Source organism: Microbacterium fluvii (assembly GCF_025515205.1).
Taxonomy (GTDB): Bacteria; Actinomycetota; Actinomycetes; order Actinomycetales; family Microbacteriaceae; genus Microbacterium; species Microbacterium fluvii.
In genome coordinates, this window is record NZ_JAOPFX010000001.1 from 1,721,783 (window position 1) to 1,740,813 (window position 19,031).

General features: G+C 71.5%; 12 protein-coding genes. 4 read left to right on the plus strand and 8 right to left on the minus strand.

Annotated features, from left to right (window positions below; all coding sequences use genetic code 11):
• Positions 1 to 7 precede the first annotated feature (7 nt).
• The 3 genes from gatB to gatC are packed head-to-tail and all read right to left on the minus strand — an operon-like array spanning position 8 to position 3,338.
• Complete coding sequence (gatB, locus tag OAW74_RS08035; RefSeq protein WP_262873773.1) at positions 8 to 1,522, minus strand: Asp-tRNA(Asn)/Glu-tRNA(Gln) amidotransferase subunit GatB; 1,515 nt, start codon at positions 1,520 to 1,522, stop codon at positions 8 to 10.
• Positions 1,522 to 3,039, minus strand: a complete 1,518-nt coding sequence (gene gatA / locus OAW74_RS08040; RefSeq protein WP_262873774.1) for an Asp-tRNA(Asn)/Glu-tRNA(Gln) amidotransferase subunit GatA — start codon at positions 3,037 to 3,039, stop codon at positions 1,522 to 1,524. Before gatA ends, gatB begins: the two co-directional genes overlap by 1 nt.
• Positions 3,039 to 3,338 (minus strand): Asp-tRNA(Asn)/Glu-tRNA(Gln) amidotransferase subunit GatC, encoded by a 300-nt coding sequence (gatC, locus tag OAW74_RS08045; protein WP_262873775.1) that lies wholly within the window; start codon positions 3,336 to 3,338, stop codon positions 3,039 to 3,041. The genes gatA and gatC overlap by 1 nt, the downstream gene beginning before the upstream one ends.
• 56 nt (positions 3,339 to 3,394) lie before the next feature.
• Between gatC and OAW74_RS08050 the strand changes: the two genes are divergently transcribed.
• A complete protein-coding gene (locus OAW74_RS08050) occupies positions 3,395 to 5,095 on the plus strand; it encodes a long-chain-fatty-acid--CoA ligase (protein WP_262873776.1) in 1,701 nt (566 codons plus the stop codon).
• Between the two features lie 9 nt (positions 5,096 to 5,104).
• On the opposite strand, the gene ligA is transcribed toward OAW74_RS08050, so the two are convergent.
• The 3 genes from ligA to OAW74_RS08065 are packed head-to-tail and all read right to left on the minus strand — an operon-like array spanning position 5,105 to position 9,774.
• Entirely contained in the window at positions 5,105 to 7,429 is a 2,325-nt protein-coding gene (gene ligA, locus OAW74_RS08055; protein ID WP_262873777.1) for an NAD-dependent DNA ligase LigA, read from the minus strand.
• A gap of 32 nt (positions 7,430 to 7,461) precedes the next feature.
• Positions 7,462 to 8,556: a tRNA 2-thiouridine(34) synthase MnmA gene (mnmA, locus tag OAW74_RS08060; RefSeq protein WP_262873778.1), complete on the minus strand. Its 1,095-nt coding sequence runs from the start codon at positions 8,554 to 8,556 to the stop codon at positions 7,462 to 7,464.
• Between the two features lie 45 nt (positions 8,557 to 8,601).
• The gene (locus tag OAW74_RS08065; protein ID WP_262873779.1) at positions 8,602 to 9,774 is read right to left on the minus strand and encodes a cysteine desulfurase family protein; all 1,173 of its coding nucleotides are present in this window, start codon (positions 9,772 to 9,774) and stop codon (positions 8,602 to 8,604) included.
• A 49-nt stretch (positions 9,775 to 9,823) separates the two neighbouring features.
• Here OAW74_RS08065 and glgX point away from each other — a divergent pair, with 49 nt between their 5' ends.
• Genes glgX through glgB form a run of 3 tightly spaced genes read left to right on the plus strand, consistent with a single transcriptional unit; the run spans position 9,824 to position 16,196 of the window.
• Entirely contained in the window at positions 9,824 to 11,905 is a 2,082-nt protein-coding gene (gene glgX, locus OAW74_RS08070) for a glycogen debranching protein GlgX (RefSeq protein WP_262873780.1), read from the plus strand.
• 59 nt (positions 11,906 to 11,964) lie between these two features.
• Complete coding sequence (locus OAW74_RS08075) at positions 11,965 to 14,049, plus strand: maltotransferase domain-containing protein (RefSeq protein ID WP_378733607.1); 2,085 nt, start codon at positions 11,965 to 11,967, stop codon at positions 14,047 to 14,049.
• Positions 14,046 to 16,196 (plus strand): 1,4-alpha-glucan branching protein GlgB, encoded by a 2,151-nt coding sequence (glgB, locus tag OAW74_RS08080; protein WP_262873781.1) that lies wholly within the window; start codon positions 14,046 to 14,048, stop codon positions 16,194 to 16,196. Before OAW74_RS08075 ends, glgB begins: the two co-directional genes overlap by 4 nt.
• A 5-nt stretch (positions 16,197 to 16,201) precedes the next feature.
• Here the strand turns inward: glgB and OAW74_RS08085 are convergent, their stop codons facing one another.
• Both OAW74_RS08085 and OAW74_RS08090 read right to left on the minus strand, forming a co-directional pair.
• Positions 16,202 to 17,137 (minus strand): tetratricopeptide repeat protein, encoded by a 936-nt coding sequence (locus OAW74_RS08085; RefSeq protein WP_262873782.1) that lies wholly within the window; start codon positions 17,135 to 17,137, stop codon positions 16,202 to 16,204.
• On the minus strand, positions 17,134 to 18,957 hold the full coding sequence (locus OAW74_RS08090; RefSeq protein ID WP_262873783.1) for a glycosyl transferase: 1,824 nt from the start codon (positions 18,955 to 18,957) through the stop codon (positions 17,134 to 17,136). Before OAW74_RS08090 ends, OAW74_RS08085 begins: the two co-directional genes overlap by 4 nt.
• Between the last annotated feature and the right edge of the window lie 74 nt (positions 18,958 to 19,031).

Below are 19,031 nucleotides of genomic sequence, written 5' to 3' on the forward strand. Positions count from 1 at the left end.
CGAAGGGTCAGGCCGAGGCGCGCTCCAGCACGAGCTCGCGCACGCGCGCGGCGTCGGCCTGGCCGCGCATGGCCTTCATGACGGCGCCGATGACGGCGCCGGCGGCTTGCACCTTGCCGTCGCGGATCTTCTCGAGCACGTCGGGCTGGGCCGCCAGTGCCTCGTCGATCGCCGCGATGAGCGCCCCGTCGTCGGAGACGACGGCGAGCCCGCGGGCGTCGACGATCTGCTGCGGCGTGCCCTCGCCGGCGATCATGCCCTCGAGCACCTGGCGCGCGAGCTTGTCGGTGAGAGTGCCTGCGTCGACGAGCTTCTGCAGCTCGGCGACGGCAGCCGGCTCCACCAGAGCGGCGGGCTCGGTGCCGGCGGCGTTCGCGACGCGGGTGAGCTCGCCCGTCCACCACTTGCGGGCGGCGGCCGGTGCTGCTCCCGCGGCGACGGTGGCCTCGACCTCGGCCAGGAGGCCGCCGTTGACGACGTCCTGGAACTCGAGGTCGGTGAAGCCCCAGGCCGTCTTCAGACGACGACGGTGCGCGGCGGGCGCCTCCGGCAGCGCGGCGCGCAGCTGCTCGATGAGCTCGGGCGCCGGAACGACCGGCAGCAGGTCGGGCTCGGGGAAGTAGCGGTAGTCGTCGGCGTCGGACTTGGGGCGACCGGGCGAGGTCGTGCCGGTGTCTTCGTGCCAGTGCCGCGTCTCCTGCGTGATGGTGCCGCCGGCGGCCAGGATCGCGGCCTGCCGCTGGATCTCGTAGCGCACGGCGCGCTCCACCGAGCGCATGGAGTTGACGTTCTTGGTCTCGGTGCGGGTGCCGAGCTTCTCCTGGCCCCGCGGGCGCAGCGACACGTTCGCGTCGCAGCGCAGGTTCCCGCGCTCCATGCGGGCCTCCGAGATGCCCAGGGCCCGCACGATGTCACGGATCGTGGCGATGTAGGCCTTGGCGATCTCCGGCGCACGCTTCTCGGCGCCGAAGATCGGCTTCGTCACGATCTCGACGAGGGGAACGCCCGCGCGGTTGTAGTCGACGAGCGAATACTCTGCGCCCTGGATGCGGCCGGTCGCGCCACCCATATGGGTGAGCTTCCCGGCATCCTCCTCCATGTGCGCGCGCTCGATCGGGATCGTGACGATGTCGCCGCCGTCGAGCTCGATCTCGACCTCCCCCTCGAAGGCGATCGGCTCGTCGTACTGCGAGATCTGGTAGTTCTTGCCGAGGTCGGGATAGAAGTAGTTCTTCCGCGCGAACCGGCTCGACGGCGCGATCTGGCAGCCGAGGGCGAGGCCCAGGCTGATCGCGTAGCGCACAGCCGTCTCGTTGACGACCGGCAGCGAACCGGGGAGCCCCATGTCGACGGGGGCGACGAGCGTGTTCGGCTCGGCGCCGTGGTGCGCCTCGTTGGCGGGGTTTCCCGCGGCCGAGAACATCTTGGTCCCGGTGTTGAGCTCGACGTGGATCTCGAACCCGAGAACGGGCTCGTAGATCTCGAGCGCCTTGTCGTAGTCCATGAGCGCGACCTTGGCCATCAGCGTGCCCCTCCCGCGCCGAGCGACGGCGCCCTGTCGAGGAGCGGGCCGCCCCATGAATCCACCAGCACGGCCTCGAGCGCCGCGCCCACGCGGTACAGCCGCGCATCCTGCATCGCCGGCGCGAGGAACTGGATGCCCACCGGCAGCCCGTCCTCCTCGGCGAGCCCCGAGGGGATCGAGATGCCAGGCACCCCGGCGAGGTTCGCGGGGATCGTCGTGACGTCGTTGAGGTACATCTGCAGCGGATCGTCGATCTTCTCACCCAGGCGGAAGGCCGTCGTCGGCGCCGACGGCGTCGCGATGACGTCGACCTGCGCGAACGCGGCGTCGAAGTCGCGCTGGATGAGCGTTCTGACCTTCTGCGCCGAGCCGTAGTACGCGTCGTAGTAACCGGCCGACAGGGCGTAGGTGCCCAGGATGATGCGCCGCTTGACCTCGTCGCCGAAGCCCGCGTCGCGCGTGGCCGCCATGACGTCTTCGACGGTGCCGCCCGGCACGTCGACGCGCAGACCGAAGCGCACCGAGTCGAACTTCGCGAGGTTGCTCGATGCCTCGGCGGGGAGGATCAGGTAGTAGGCGGCGACGCCGTACTCGAAGTGCGGTGCGCTGATCTCGACGATCTCTGCGCCCTGCGCCTCCATCGCCGAAAGGGCGGCGCGGAACGATGCCGATACCCCGGCCTGGAAGCCGGAGTCGGGCAGCTCCGCGATGACGCCGACCTTGAGCCCCTTCAGCACGTCGCCGCGGGCGCCCTCGCGGGCAGCATCCGCGAACGACGGCCAGGCGTGCGCGAGCGAGGTCGAATCGTGCGGGTCGTGGCCGCCGATGACGTCGTGCAGCAGACCCGCGTCGAGCACCGTGCGGGTGACGGGGCCGACCTGGTCGAGCGAGGAGGCCAGCGCGATGGCGCCGAAGCGGCTCACGCCGCCGTAGGTGGGCTTGATGCCGACGGTGCCCGTGACGTGGGCGGGCTGGCGGATCGATCCGCCGGTGTCGGAGCCGAGGGCCAGCGGTGCTTCGAAGGCGGCGACGGCCGCGGCCGACCCTCCGCCCGAGCCACCGGGGATGCGGTCGAGGTCCCACGGGTTGTGCGTGGGGCCGTAGGCGGAGTGCTCGGTCGACGAGCCCATCGCGAACTCGTCCATGTTGGTCTTGCCGAGGGGCACGAGCCCCGCGGCGCGCGAGCGCGCGACGACGGTCGCGTCGTAGGGCGACAGGTACCCCTCGAGGATGCGGGAGCCGCTCGTGGAGGGCATGTCGGTCGTGACCAGCACGTCCTTGACCGCGAGAGGCACGCCCGCGACGGGGCCGAGCTGCTCGCCGGCCGCGCGGCGGCGGTCGATGTCGGCGGCGACCTGAAGAGCATGGTCGCTGACGTGCAGGAAGGCGCGGACGTCGCCGTCGACGGCGGCGATGCGGTCGAGATGGGCCTGCGTGGCCTCGACACTCGAGACCTCGCCCGCGGCGAGACGGTCGGCGAGGTCGGCGGCGGTGAGCCTGGTGAGATCGGTCATCACTGCTCCTCCCCCAGGATCGCGGTGACGCGGAAGCGACCGTCGGCGGCATCGGGGGCGTTCTGCAGCACCTCGCCGAGGGAGAGCATGCCACCCACGACGTCGGGGCGGAAGACGTTCTCCAGCGCGATCGGGTGGCTCGTGGCCGGCACGTCGGGCGTGGCCACCTCCGCCACCTTCGCGATGTTGTCGACGATCACATCGAGCTGGCCGGTGAGGCGCTCCACCTCGTCGTCGCTGAGCTGGATCCGGGCGAGCACACCGAGGTGCCGCACGAGGTCGGGGGTGATTTCAGACACCCGACCATTCTAGGCGGGGCCCGGTGCGCGGCCTGCCCCCGGCGTAGGCTGGGGCCGTGACCGCGTACGACCCTCCTCGCCCCTGGATCGCCAGCTACGCCGCGGGGGTGCCGGAGGATCTCGCACCCGTCACCGGCTCGCTCGTCGACATCGTCGACGCGTCGGCACGGGACTACCCCGACGCCCCGGCGCTGCAGTTCTTCGGCCGTGAGACCTCGTACCGGCAGATGCACGACGCCATCGAGCGCGCGGCGGCCGGCCTGCGCGCGATGGGCGTGAGCGCGGGCGACACCGTCGCGATCGTGCTGCCCAACTGCCCGCAGCACATCATCGCGTTCTACGCGATCCTGCGGCTGGGTGCCGTCGCCATCGAGCACAACCCGCTCTACACGGCGCGCGAACTGCGCAAGCAGTTCGAAGACCACGGCGCCAAGACGGCGATCGTCTGGAGCAAGGTCGTGAGCACGGTGCAGGAGTTCCCCGCCGACCTCGCGGTGCGAAACCTCATCTCAGTCGATGTCACCAAGGCCATGCCCCCGCTCATGCGACTGGCGCTCAAGCTCCCGATCGCGAAGGCGCGCGAGTCGCGCGAGGCCCTCACCGAACGGGTCAGCGGAACGACCCACTGGGAGAAGCTGGTGCAGCACGAGCCGCTCCCGGCATCCTTCCCCCGGCCCGCCACCGACGACCTCGCGATCATCCAGTACACGAGCGGCACGACAGGCACGCCCAAGGGCGCCGCCCTGACGCACCGCAACCTCATCGCCAACGCCGCGCAGGCGCGCGCGTGGGTGCCGTCGATCCAGCGCGGCAGGGGATGCGTCGTCTACGCCGTGCTGCCGATGTTCCACGCCTACGGGCTCACCCTCTGCCTGACCTTCGCGATGTCGATGGGCGCGCGCCTCGTGCTGTTCCCGAAGTTCGACCCCGACATGGTGCTCGAGGTCACCCGCAAGCACCCCGCGACCTTCCTGCCGCTCGTGCCGCCGATCGCCGCCAGGCTGCTGGCGGCCGCGAAGGAGAAGGGCGTGTCGCTGAAGGGCACCGAGGTCGCCATCTCGGGCGCCATGGCTCTGCCGCACGAGCTCGTCGTGCCGTTCGAGGCCGAGACCGGCGGCTTCCTCGTCGAGGGGTACGGCCTCTCGGAGTGCTCCCCCGTACTGATGGCCAACCCCGTCGCCGACAACCGCGTGCCCGGCACCGTGGGGCTGCCCATCCCCGGCACCGAGTGCCGCGTCGTCGACCCCGACGACCCCACGAAAGACGTGCCGGCCGGCGAGCGCGGCGAGCTGATCGTGCGCGGCCCGCAGGTGTTCCAGGGCTACTACGGAAAGCCGGAGGAGACCGAGGCGGTGTTCGTCGACGGGTGGTTCCGCACCGGCGACATCGTGCAGATCGACGAGGCCGGGTTCGTGCGCATCGTCGACCGCATCAAGGAGCTCATCATCACGGGCGGCTTCAACGTCGCCCCCACCGAGGTCGAGAGCGTGCTGCGCCAGCACCCGCAGGTCGTCGACGCCGCCGTGGTGGGGCTGCCGAACGAGAAGTCGGGCGAAGAGGTCGTCGCGGCGGTCGTCGCCGCGCCCGGTGCCGAGGTCGACGTCGAGGCGATCCGCACCTTCGCCCGCGGCATCCTGACCCCCTACAAGGTGCCCCGGCGCATCTTCGTCGTCGACGAGCTGCCCACATCGCTCATCGGCAAGGTGCTCCGTCGCCAGGTGCGCGACTCGCTGCTCACGCTCACGACCGGAGCGTAGCCAGGGCGGTCAGCCCGCGTCGGGGTCGAGCGCGTCGAGGGCGGCGGGCCCCTGCTCGATGAGGATGCGGAACTGCGCGGCATCGAGGATGCGGATGCCGAGCTCTTCGGCCTTGGCGAGCTTCGAGCCCGCGCCGGGCCCCGCGGCCACGAAGTCGGTCTTCTTCGAGACGCTCGAGGCGGCCCTGCCGCCCGCGGAGATGATCGCCTCCTGCGCGCCATCGCGGGTGTAGCCCTCGAGCGAGCCCGTCGCCACGACCGTGAGCCCATCGAGCACACCCCCGGCGGCCGCCGCGGCGCCCGGCCCCGGGTGTCCGGGGATCTCGAGCCTGGCGCCGGCCGCACGCCAGCGGTCGACGATCTCGCGATGCCAGTCGACCTCGTACCACTCGCCCAGCGAATCGGCGATGATGCCGCCGACGCCCTCGACGGCGGCGAGATCATCCCTCGAGGCCGCGAACACGGCCTCGAGGGAGCCGAACCACTGCGCGAGGGCTCGGGCCGCAACGGGGCCGACGTGGCGGATGTTGAGGGCGACGAGGAACCGCCAGAGGTCCTTGGTCTTGGCCTTCTCGAGTTCGTCGAGCAGGGTCACCGCCTGCGCCGACGGCTGCGGGCCCTCGAGCCCCTCCTTCTTCTCGGCCGCGCTCGGATTGCGCCGGAACGGCGCCCGCCGCACGAGCTCGCCGGTCTTCTCATCGACCTTCTGCTCGCCCGTCTCGGCGTCGCGCACGACGACCTCGATCGGCACGAGCTGGTCGAGGGTGAGGTCGAACAGGCCCGCTTCGGTGTCGAGGGGCGGCGTCTCCGGCACCTCGGGCTGGGTGAGCGCCGACGCCGTCACCTCGCCGAGCGCCTCGATGTCGAGAGCCCCGCGCGACCCGATGTGCTCGACCCGCCCTCGCACCTGGGCGGGGCATGAGCGCGTGTTGGGGCAGCGCAGGTCGATGTCGCCCTCTTTGGCGGGCGCGAGCGGCGCCCCGCACTCGGGGCACTCCGCCGGCATGACGAACGCGCGCTCGGTGCCGTCGCGCAGTTCGACGACCGGTCCCAGAACCTCGGGGATGACGTCGCCGGCCTTGCGCAGCACGACGGTGTCGCCGATGAGCACGCCCTTGGCCTTGACGACGTCTTGATTGTGCAGCGTCGCCTGCCGCACGACGCTGCCGGCCACGCGCGCCGGGGCCATCACGGCGAAGGGCGTCGCACGGCCCGTGCGTCCCACCGACACGACGATGTCGAGCAGCTTCGTGTTGACCTGCTCCGGCGGGTACTTGTAGGCGATCGCCCAGCGCGGCGCGCGGCTCGTGGCACCCAGCTCGTCGTGCAGGGCCAGCTCGTCGACCTTGACGACGATGCCGTCGATCTCGTGCTCGACGTCGTGGCGGTGCTCGCCGTAGTGCGCGACGAAGTCGAGCACGCCCTCGACGTCGTCCGAGGTGCGGAAGTAGGGGCTCGTCGGCAGCCCCCACTCGGCCAGCAGCGCATAGACCTCGCTCTGCGAGGCGACCGGCGGATGCTGCCACGCACCGATGCCGTGCACGAACAGCCGCAGCGACTCGAGCCTCGCGCGGCCCGCTTCGAGCTCCATGCCGCTCTTCTTGTCGAGCTGCTGGCGCAGGCCCCCGCTTGCGGCGTTGCGCGGATTGGCGAAGGCGGGGAACCGCCGCAGCGCGCTGCGGGTGGCCTTCTCGTCGTCGACGCCCTTGGCGCGCGCCTCGTCGAGCACGCGGTCGCGCAGCCGCGACTGCAGCGCGTTGAGCTCGTCGAAGGCCGCGACCGGGATGAAGACCTCGCCGCGCACCTCGACCAGCGCGGGATGGCCCGTGCCAGACAGCCGCTGCGGGATGCCGGCGACGCGCACGGCGTTCTCGGTGACGTCCTCCCCCACGCGCCCGTCGCCGCGGGTGGCCGCCGAGGTGAGCACGCCGTTCTCGTAGCGCAGGCTGATCGCGAGTCCGTCGATCTTCAGCTCGGTGAGCCAGCGCACGCGGCGCCCTGCGCCGGCTTCGGCCTTGAGGCACCACTCCCGCAGCTCGTCGAGGCTGAACACGTTGTCGAGGCTCAGCATGCGCTCTGCATGCTCGACGGGCGCGAACATCGAGCTCTGCGCGGCGCCCACGGTGAGAGTCGGCGAGTCCTGCCCCTGCAGCTCGGGGTGAAACCTCTCGAGCTCTTCGAGCCGCCGCATCCACTCGTCGTAGGTGGCGTCGTCGACGAGCTCGGCGTTGCGGCCGTAGTAGGCCTCGCGCGCGTCGAGGATGCGCTCGGTGAGCGCCTCGGCCTCGCCGCGGGCGTCGTCGAGAGAGATCGTGGGGCCGGTCGCTTCGGTCACTCCGTCAGTCTACGAGCGGGCGCCGACACGGCTCAGCCGACCGGCACCGCCGAGACGGTGCGGGCGATCGTGAACTGCCCGAGCACCCGGGTGCCGTCGTAGAGCACCGCCGTCTGTCCCGGCGCGACGCCGTCGAACGGCGCGGCGGGGACGACCGCGAGTTCGCCGTCGCGCAGGGTGGCGACCGCGTCGACCGGGTCGGCGTGCGCGCGGATCTGCACCTGGCAGTCGAAGGTCCCCTCCGCCGGCGCGTGCCCCGTCCAGCTCATCCGGTCTCCCGCGATCTCGGCGGTCGCGAGAGCCTCCTTGGGGCCCACGACGACGGTGTTGCTCACCGGGCGCACCTCCAGCACGAACCGCGGCTTGCCGTCCGCGGCGGGAACCCCCAGCTGCAGCCCTCGGCGCTGACCCACCGTGAAGGCGTGCGCCCCCGCGTGGGTGCCGACGACGGCGCCCGTTCGGTCGACGATCTCGCCCTGCTCGGCGCCGACCTTGTCGGCGAGCCAGCCCCGGGTGTCGCCGTCGGGGATGAAGCAGATGTCGTGGCTGTCTGGCTTGTGCGCGACCGTCAGGCCACGGGCCTCGGCCTCCGCGCGCACGAGCGCCTTGGAGGGCGTCGAGCCGAGCGGGAAGTACGTGTGCGCGAGCTGGGCGGCCGTGAGCACCCCGAGCACGTACGACTGATCCTTCGCACTGTCGGAGGCGCGGTGCAGCTCGAGACCCGCCGGCCCCTCGACCAGCGTCGCGTAGTGCCCCGTGCACACGGCGTCGAAGCCGAGTTCGAGGGCGCGCTCGAGGAGGGCGGCGAACTTGATCTTCTCGTTGCAGCGCATGCACGGGTTCGGCGTGCGGCCGGCGCGGTACTCGGCCACGAAGTCGTCGATCACGTCGTCGCGGAAGCGCTCGGAGAAGTCCCACACGTAGAACGGGATGCCGAGGCGGTCGGCCGCGCGACGCGCGTCCATCGCGTCTTCGATCGTGCAGCATCCGCGGCTGCCCGTCCGGAGCGTCCCTCCCGCCCGCGAGAGCGCCAGATGCACCCCCACGACCTCGTGCCCGGCCTCGACGGCGCGCGCAGCGGCCACCGCGGAGTCGACTCCACCGCTCATCGCCGCCAGCACACGCATCCCACGATTCTACGGCGGGCGGATGCGGCAGGGCCCAGGCGACTGTCAGCGTCGGGCGTGGGCGGCTCGCGCCCGCGCCACCGCATCCGGCAGCGCCGCCACGAAGGCGTCGACGTCGGCCTGGGTCGAGGGGCGGCCGAGGGTGATCCGCAGCACGTGGCGGGCGTCGTCGTCGCTGCGGCCGAGGGCGAGCACGACATGGGAGGGCTCCGGCACCCCTGCCTGACAGGCGGAGCCGGTCGACACCGAGATGCCGGCCTGATCCAGCAGGAACAGCAGCGTCTCTCCCGCCGCATCGTCGAACAGCAGGTGCGCGTTGCCCGGCAGCCGATCGTGAGGGTCGCCGAGCAGCGTCACACCGTCGACGGCCGCCCGCACCCCCGCCACGAGCCGGTCGCGCAGCGCCGCGAGGCGGGCCGCCTCCCCTTCGCGCTCCGCTTCGGCGAGCTCGGCCGCCACCGCGAAGGCGGCGGCTCCGGCGACGTCCTGCGTGCCGGCGCGCAGTCCCCGCTGCTGGCGCCCGCCGTGCAGCAGCGGGTCGGGGGTCGCACCGCGGGCCACCACGAGCGCGCCGACGCCGGTGGGGCCGCCGATCTTGTGCGCCGAGACGCTGAGGGCCGCGAGCCCGGTCGCACCCCGCGCGTCGGCGCGCCAGCGCGAGAACGCGACAGGCACGTGCCCGAAGGCGGCGACGGCGTCGAGGTGCAGCGGCACCCCCGCATCCGCGGCGAGCGCGGCGAGGGCGGCGGCGGCGTTGAGGGTGCCGACCTCGTTGTTGGCGACCAGCGCCGTGGCCACGGCGGCGCCTCCCAGCGCCGCACCGAACGTCTCATGGCCGATGCGCCCCACCGCATCGAGGGCGACGGGGCGCACGGCGGCGCCCTCGTGGGCGGCGAGCCAGGCGACGGCGTCGATCGTGGCGTGGTGCTCTCCATCGGGCAGGACGACGGCATCCGCGCCGCGGGGGCGCGCCCACCACAGTCCCTTGAGGGCGAGGTTGACCGCCTCGGTGCCCCCCGAGGTGAAGACCACCTCGATGGGGTCGCATCCGAGCACCGCCGCGAGCCGCTCCCTCGCCTCTTCGAGAAGGCGGCGCGCGGCCTGACCCGCCCCGTGGATCGACGACGCGTTGCCGCCGACTCCGGCGGCCGCGAGCCACGCGTCGCGCGCCTCCGGCCGCAGCGGAGCGGTCGCGGCGTGATCGAGGTAGACGACCATGGGAGCCTCCCTGCCGCACGGACCGCACGGCGTTACTACTGTAGAACCCATGGCTCAGCCCGATCCCGCGACGCCCATCGAGCCGAACCTGCTCTCGACCGATCTCGACCGGCTCGGCGTGACGCTGCACTCCGGCGGCGGAACCCTCCGCGTGTGGTCGTCGGCTGCCACGTCGATGGAGCTCGTGCTGTTCGACGACGTCGACCTCGACTGGGCGGTCGACACGCTGCCGATGACGCGCGCCTCCGGCGACGTGTGGACCGTGACGACGCCGCTCCTGCGCCCGGGTGCCCGCTATGCCGTGCGCGTCGACGGCCCCAGCGGCGGCGGCGACGCCTTCAATCCGCAGACGCTGCTGCTCGACCCCTATGCGCGCGGCCTCATCAGCGGGGGCCTCGGCGACTGGCGCGCCGCGGTCATCGACGACGGCTTCGACTGGGGCGGTGTGGCCAAGCCCCGCATCCCGTGGGACCGCACGGTCGTCTACGAGGCGCACCTCAAGGGCCTCACCAAGCGCCATCCCGACATCCCGCCCGCCCTGCACGGCACCTATGCCGGGCTGGCGCATCCCGCGATGATCGCGCACCTGCGGGGCCTCGGGGTGACCGCCGTCGAGCTGCTCCCGGTGCAGGCGTTCCTCAGCGAACCGCGCCTGCTGCAGCACGGTCTGGTCAACTACTGGGGCTACAACACGCTCGGCTTCTTCGCTCCGCACGCGCCGTACGCCACCGAGGCGGCCAGGCACGAGGGGCCGGACGCCGTCCTGCGCGAGTTCAAGCAGATGGTCAAGGCTCTGCACGAGGCAGGGCTCGAGGTGATCCTCGACGTCGTCTACAACCACACCGCCGAGCTCGAGCTCGGCGGCCCTCGGCTGAGCTTGCGTGGCATCGACAACCGCGCGTACTACCGGCAGCATCCGGACGGCGCCTACATCGATGTGACCGGATGCGGCAACGCCGTGGACACCTCGACGGATGCGGCCGCGCGCCTCGTGCTCGATTCGCTGCGGTACTGGGCCGACGACCTCCAGGTCGACGGGTTCCGCTTCGACCTGGCGGTGACCCTCGGCAGAGACGCGACCCACAGCTTCACCCCAGAGCATCCGCTCCTGCAGGCGATCACGACCGATCCGGTGCTGTCGGGATCGAAGATCATCGCCGAGCCGTGGGACGTCGGCATGGGCGGGTGGCAGACCGGCGCGTTCGGCCGAGGCTGGCACGAGTGGAACGACCGCTACCGCGACGGCGTGCGCAACTTCTGGCTCAGCGACATCGACTACGCCCGTCGCGCGGCGGTCTCGCCCGTCGGCGTCGGCGGGTTCGCGACGCGGCTCGCGGGCTCCTCGAACGTGTTCAGCCGCGAGCGGGGGCCGTTGGCGGGGGTCAACTTCGTGACCGCCCACGACGGGTTCACGCTGCACGACCTCGTCGCCTACGACGTCAAGCACAACATGGGCAACGGCGAGCAGAACCGCGACGGCACCGATACGAACCGCTCGTTCAACCACGGCGCGGAGGGCGCCACCGACGATCCGGCGATCCTCGCGACCCGCCGCCGCGCGATGCGCAATCTGCTGGGCACGCTCCTGCTGTCGGCCGGGGTGCCGATGATCACGGCGGGCGACGAGTTCGGCCGCTCGCAGCGCGGCAACAACAACGCCTACTGCCACGACTCCGCCCTCACGTGGCTCTCGTGGACGCACGCGCCGTGGCAGCGCGACCTGCACGCGCACGTGCGCCGGCTGCTGCAGCTGCGCCGCGACAACCCGGCCCTCCGGCCGAGCCGATTCGCCCACGAAGAGCTCGAGGTGCCCAACGCCTCGGTGATCGACTGGTACGACGAGCACGGACGCACGATGTCGCAGCAGCAGTGGACGGACCCCTCCCACCGCACTCTGCAGTACGACGCCGAGGCGACCCCCGACGAAGAGGCGGCCAACCGCATCCTCCTCATCGTGCACGGCAGCGAGACCCCCACCGAGGCGACGCTGCCGGTGGTGGAGGGCGTCACCCGCTACGTCTCGCTCTGGTCGAGCGTCGACGACGTGCCCGACACCCGCGAGAGCGTGCACCTGCCGGGCGAGACCGTCGCGCTCCCCGGCACCTGCCTGCACCTGTTCCGGGCCGAGTGAGCGGGGCGGCGACGGCGCGGAGGGTGCCCTCCGAGCAGGTCGCGCGATAGGTTCGCATCGTGGCAACGACGACTCGCACCGATCCCGCCGCCCGCTGGCGCAGCGCCGACGCGATCCCCCTCCGCCCCCTCGATGCACCGGCCTCGCCCGCCGGCACGCGCACGTCCCGCATCCCGCTGACGGCGCTGCATCCCGCCACTCCAGGCGACGTGTTCCCCCCGAAGGCGTATGCCGGCGAAGTCGTGCCGTTCCGTGCCACGGCGTTCCGCGAGGGCCACGACCGCATCGGGGTGCAGCTGCGGCTCACCTCCCCGTCCGGCGACGTCTCGCTGCACCGCCTGTCGCCCCTCGACGACGGCTTCGACCACTGGCAGAGCGAGGTCGCCCTCCTGGAGGAGGGATGCTGGAGCTTCCGGTTCGAGTCGTTCGCCGACGACTTCGCCACGTGGGAGCACGCCGCGGCGGTCAAGATCGCCGCGGGAGTCGATGCTCCCCTCATGCGCGAGATGGGGGCACTGCTGTTCGATCGGGCAGGCACCGAGAAGTCGCGCCCGATCGCGGAGCGCCGTGAGCTGGCCGCCGCCGCGGAGCGGCTGCGCGATCCCGCCGTCGACGACGACGCCGCGCTGAGCGTGGTCGGGAGCCCCGCGATCGCCGCGTTCTTCCGCCGCCGCCCCGTGATGTCGCTCGCCTCGGCCGGAGCCGACCGCGTCATCCGGGTCGAGCGCACCCGCGCGGGTGTCGGCGCGTGGTACGAGTTCTTCCCGCGCTCCGAGGGTGCCAGGCGCCTCCGAGACGGATCCATCAAGAGCGGCACCTTCCGCACCGCGATCAAGCGGCTGCCGGCAGTCGCCCAGATGGGCTTCGACGTGCTCTATCTGCCGCCCATCCACCCGATCGGCCGCATCAACCGCAAGGGACCCAACAACACGCTCGACGCCGGCCCGGCCGACCCGGGGTCGCCGTGGGCCATCGGCGCCGCCGAGGGCGGGCACGACACCGTGCACCCCGACCTCGGCACCCTCGCCGACTTCCGCGCGTTCGTTCGCGCCGCCGCCGCCGAAGGCATCGAGATCGCCCTCGACTTCGCCCTGCAGGCAGCCCCCGACCACCCGTGGGTGGCACAGCATCCGGAGTGGTTCACGACGCTTCCCGACGGCACCATCGCCTTCGCCGAGAACCCGCCGAAGAAGTATCAGGACATCTATCCGATCAACTTCGACAACGACCCGGAGGGCATCAGGACCGAGGCGCTGCGGATCCTCGAGCACTGGATCGCACAGGGCGTGCGCATCTTCCGTGTCGACAACCCGCACACCAAGCCCCTGCAGTTCTGGGAGTGGCTGATCGCGGCGGTGACCGCCGCGCACCCGGAGGTCGTCTTCCTCGCCGAGGCCTTCACGCGCCCCGCGCCGATGCAGGGCCTGGCGATGGCCGGATTCCAGCAGAGCTACTCCTATTTCACGTGGCGCAACACGAAGGAGGAGCTCGAGGAGTTCCTCACCTCGGTGTCCACCGAGACCGCCGACTTCATGCGGCCCAACCTGTTCGTGAACACCCCCGACATCCTCACCGAGTACCTGCAGTACGGAGGGCGCGCCGCCTACCGCATCCGCGCCGCCGTCGCCGCCACGGCCGCGCCGTCGTACGGCGTGTACGCCGGCTACGAGCTCTACGAGAACGTCGCGCGCCCGGGCGCCGAAGAGAACATCGACAACGAGAAGTACGAATACAAGCTGCGTGACTGGGCGGGCGCCCTCGCCCGCGGGGACTCGCTGGCCCCCTACCTCACCCGCCTCAACGAGATCCGTCGCGCCCACCCCGCACTCGGGCAGCTGCGCAACTTCTCGGCGCACTGGAGCGATGACGACGCCATCCTGGTGTACTCCAAGCACCTCGACGCCGCGGTGTCGCAGACCGGTCGCGCCGACACGATCATCGTGGTCGCCAACGTCGACCCGCACTCGGTGCGCCAGACGATGGTGCACCTCGACACCCGCATCTGGGGCGTCACGCCGGGCGACCCGTTCGAGGTGCACGAGCTCGTCACCGACCAGCACTGGACCTGGTCGGATCACAACTTCGTCCGGCTCGACGCGTTCAGCGAGCCGGTGCACATCCTCCACGTGAAGGGCACCCGATGACCGCGATCGACGACCATATCCTCAACGCCGTCTCCTCGGGTTCGTACTACGCACCGCACGACGTGCTCGGCATCCATGAGGGCAGGGATGCCGCCGGCGCGTCGGTCTGGACGGTGCGCGCCCGCCGGCCGCTGGCCACGAGCGTCACCGCCGTCTTCGCCGACGGCGAGGAGGTCGCGCTGCACCACCTCGCCTACGGAATCTGGGAGGGCGTGCACACCGGCAGCCCCGGCGCCTACCAGCTCGTGACCGCATACGACGGGGCGCCCGATTTCGTCGCCGACGACCCGTACCGGCACACGCCGGTGATCGGCGAGCTCGACATCCACCTCATCCGCGAAGGCAGGCACGAAGAGCTCTGGCGGGCGCTCGGCGCGCATCTGCGCGACCACGGCGGCTCGCGGGGCGTCGCGTTCGCCGTCTGGGCGCCCAACGCCCAGGCGGTGCGCGTGGTGGGCGAGTTCAACACGTGGGACGGCAAGGGCCACGCGATGCGCTCGATGGGCTCCAGCGGCGTGTGGGAGCTGTTCGTCCCCGGGCTGGGTGCGGGCTCGACCTACAAGTTCGAGATCCTCACGCGCGACGGACGCTGGATCCTCAAGGCCGACCCCCTCGCCCGTGCCGCCGAGGTGCCGCCGGCGACGGCATCCGTCGTCACCGAGTCGACGTACGAGTGGAGCGACGGCGCGTGGATGGCCAGAAGGGCGTCCTCGCAGCCGGTGTCCGAGCCGATGTCGGCCTACGAGGTGCACCTGGGGTCGTGGCGTCAAGGGCTGTCGTACCGCGATGCCGCCGACCAGCTCATCGACTACGTGGGTGCGCAGGGCTTCACCCACATCGAGTTCCTGCCGCTGGCGGAGCACCCCTTCGGCGGTTCGTGGGGCTACCAGGTCAGCGGCTACTACGCGCCCACGAGCCGGTTCGGCCACCCCGACGACCTGCGCTACCTCATCGACCGCCTCCACCAGGCCGGCATCGGCGTGATCATGGACTGGGTGCCCGGGCACTTCCCCAAAGACGCGTTCGCGCTGGCCCGCTTCGACGGCGAAGCGCTGTACGAGCACCCCGACCCCCGCCGCGGCGAGCACAAGGACTGGGGCACCCTCATCTTCGACTACGGCCGCTCGGAGGTGCGCAACTTCCTCGTGGCGAACGCGCTCTACTGGTTCGAGGAGTTCCACGTCGACGGCCTGCGCGTCGACGCCGTCGCCTCGATGCTGTACCTCGACTACTCGCGCGAGCCCGGCGAGTGGGAGCCGAACGTGCACGGAGGGCGCGAGAACCTCGAGGCGATCGGGTTCCTCCAGGAGGTCAACGCGACCGCTTACAAGCGCTATCCGGGTGTCGCGATGATCGCCGAGGAGTCGACGAGCTTCCCCGGGGTCACCGCACCCACCGACCACGGCGGACTCGGCTTCGGGTTCAAGTGGAACATGGGCTGGATGAACGACTCTCTCGAGTACATCAAGCGCGACCCGATGTACCGCTCGTACCACGAGGGCGAGCTGTCGTTCTCGTTCGTCTACGCCTTCAGCGAGAACTTCGTGCTGCCCATCAGCCACGACGAGGTCGTGCACGGAAAGGGGAGCCTGTTCGGACGGATGCCGGGAGACCACTGGCAGAAGCTCGCCAACATGCGCGCCTTCCTGGCCTACATGTGGGGACACCCCGGAAAGCAGCTGCTGTTCATGGGGCAGGAGTTCGGGCAGATGTCGGAGTGGTCCGAGGCCAGGTCGCTGGACTGGTGGACCCTCGACCAGCCCGCGCACGCGCAGCTGCAGGGCTTCGTCGCCGCACTGAACCGCACCTATCGCGACCACTCCGCGCTGTGGGCGCGCGACCACGACGGCGAGGCGTTCTCGCGGCTGGGGGCGCCCAGCTGGAACCCCAACGTGCTCGCCTTCGCCCGCCGCGACTGGCACGGCAACACCGTCGCGGTGGTGTGCAACTTCTCGGGCGCTCCGATCGACGCGTACGAGCTCGATCTGCCGGAGCAGGGCGTATGGCACGAGGTGCTCAACACCGATGCGCAGGCCTACGGCGGTTCAGGCGTCGGCAACCTCGGCACGGTCACCGCCGGCGCGGGCGGACGCGCGCGCATGGTGCTGCCGCCGCTGGGCGTGCTCTGGCTGCGGCACGAGAAGTAGCGAGATCAGAACAGGAGCGAGGCCAGCCGGCCGCGTGCGCGGATGACGCGCGGATCGGCGTCGCCGATGAGCCCGAACAGCTCGAGCAGTCGCTCGCGCACCGGGGCGCGGTCGTCGCTCGGCAGCGCCGCGAACAGATCGAGCAGCCGGCCGAACGCATCGTCGACATGCCCGCCGGCGACGTCGAGGTCGGCGGCGGCCAACTGGGCGGGCACCGACAGCGGCTCGGCCGCGGCGGCCGCGCGCACCTCGTGCAGGTCGAGTCCCTGCACCCGCTCCAGCATGCGCACCTGGCCGAGCCCTGCGCGGGCCTCCTCGTCGCGGGGGTTCTCCACGAGGGCCTTCTCGTAAGCGGTGACCGCCGCCGCGTAGTCGCCCGCCTCGATCGCGGCGAACGCCTCGGCGTGCAGCGGAGGAAGGGGCGCGGGGGCCTCGGCATCGTCGGCCGGTGCGGCGTCGCCGACCGGCACCGTGCCGGTGATGCCGTTCTGCGCCGCGACCTCCAGCAGCTGGGCGAACACGTCGCGCACCTGCTGCTCGGGCACCGCGCCGGTGAACATCGGAACCGGCTGTCCTGCCAGAAGCGCCACCACGAGCGGGATCGACTGGGCACGGAAGCTCTGGGCGAGCTGCGGGTTCGCGTCGACGTCGACCTTGGCCAGCACGACCCGGCCGGCCAGCTCGTTCACGACCTTCTCGAGGATCGGCGAGAGCTGCTTGCACGGCCCGCACCACTCGGCCCACAGGTCGACCACGACCGGCACGCTGCGCGACAGCTCGAGCACCTGCGCGAAGGTCGCGTCGGTGACGTCGACCACGAGCGAGGGTGCGCCGGCCGGCCGGTCGCCCGACGCACCGGGAGCAGCCGCCGCCGGTCGGTTGCGCAGTGCGGACAGGTCGACGGCACCTCGCAGTGCGGCCCCGTTGAGTGCATTGCTCACTTGTCGATCACCTTTGCTCCGAGGATGTCGCTGGAATAGCCCAGCAGCTGGATCTTCTCGTTCGAGCCCTGACCCGGCACATAGAAGAACAGCTGATCGCTGAAGGTCGTCGTGAAGCCGGTGGCCGACTGCGTCTTGCCGGCGAGAGTGGCCACCGTGGGGTTCTTCGGCAGCTTGATGACGGCGGCACTGTCGGTGGGCTTGGCGATGTCGGTCTCGTGGGTGGTCACCGCGACGATCGCTCCGCTTTCCAGCGTCGCCAGCGACACGGGGCTCTCGGGCCCGGCCGCCGACGAGAAGCTCAGCTTTCCGGTGTCTTCGCCGGTCTTCTCGAAGTCTTCGAGGCGCTGCGCGCGGTCTTCGGCGACACTCTGGCGGAACATGTCGGTGTCGGCGTCGAACAGGCCGTAGTACTCGCTCTTCTCGCCCTTGGTGAGGATGTCGGCGTACGCGCCGGCGACGTCCTGCGGCGCCAGCAGCAGGAACGACGAGTCGGGCGGCACAGCGCTCGCCCCGACGTACTCGGGCGCCAGCGCCGGCATCTCGGTGGCGGCCTCGAGGTTCGCGCTGTAGACGAGCTTGTAGTTCGACCACGGGTCGTCTTGAGTGAGCATCATGATGTTGGCCGTCTTGGCCTCGGCGTCGTTGACGACCGCCATGAAGGTGCGCGGCCACGCGTCGTACGCCTGCGGCAGCAGGATCTCGACCGGTTTGGTCGGAATGGCCGCGGGGGCGTCGTAGTCGTCGATCTCGTCGCGCAGCGTGTAGTTGGTCTTGCGCACCGCGAGCACCGCTCCCCCTGCCCGCTCTGCGAGCTGGGAGGCATCCATCGCCTCGTCGGCCGCGGCGATGGTCTCCGAGACCTCCTGCAGGATGCGGCTCGCCTGAGCTTGTGTGACCGCCGGCGCCTGCTGGCCCTCCGGCACGAGGGTCGTGGTGGGCGTCGCAGTGGGGGTGCTGCCGAACTGCGGCCACGCGTCGGCCGAGCAGCCGGACAGGGCCAGTGCCGAGACCAGCGCGATCGGGACGAGCGCGAACGGCCGCTTGCCGCCGGTGATCGCGCGGCCGCGCCGCGTCGCACTGATGACGCCCTTGTCGGCCTGCTCGACGCTCAGGTCGATGGGCTCGGTGACCGGCACCGGCAGGCCCTTGCGGCGCGGCCCGCGCGAGCGGCGCACGTGGCGGATGCCGAGGATGTACAGGAACACGCCGAGCGCCATGAGGATGCCGCCCAGCACGATGAGGGGTCCGGCCCAGGGCGTCGGGTTCGCGATCGGCCAGGTGATCGTGATGTCGGTGGGTGCGGCCGCCGTGCCGTCGGTCGCGATGAGCAGGCTCATGTCGGTCGGCAGCTGCAGCGGCGCGATGAGCACGTCGTCCTGCTGGAACTCGTCGAGCCACAGGTCCGAGCCGACCGGGTCGCGACCCTGCGCCTGGGCGGCCTCATCCGTCGGCGCGGCCGACTCCTCGCCGGCGGCGTCGGTCGACTCGGGCGCGGGGGCGGTCACGAGGGCGGAAGCGAGCGTGCCGTCGGCACCCGCCGTGACGGCGGTGTAGTCGGAGTCCGCCAGCCAGGCCTGCACGTCGGCGGTGCGCCCGTAGGCGGCGAAGATGGTGCCCTCGCCCTGCGCCCGCAGCGTCTGAGCTCCCGGAACGGCATTGAGCGCCGCGCCGTCGATCAGCACGAACGGCGTGCCCTCTTCGACGGCGACCGCGGCGGTCGTCTCGGTGTCGCCCTGGAACACGGTGCGCTGGGCGATGCCCGCCCCGATCAGCAGCGCGGCGAGCACGAAGGCGGCGACCGCCCAAACGAAACGCACGGATTTCACCTCTTCCCGGCCCGCTCGCGCTCCGGCGGCCCGTCGACTCGACGTTCCAGACTAGCGAACCACGG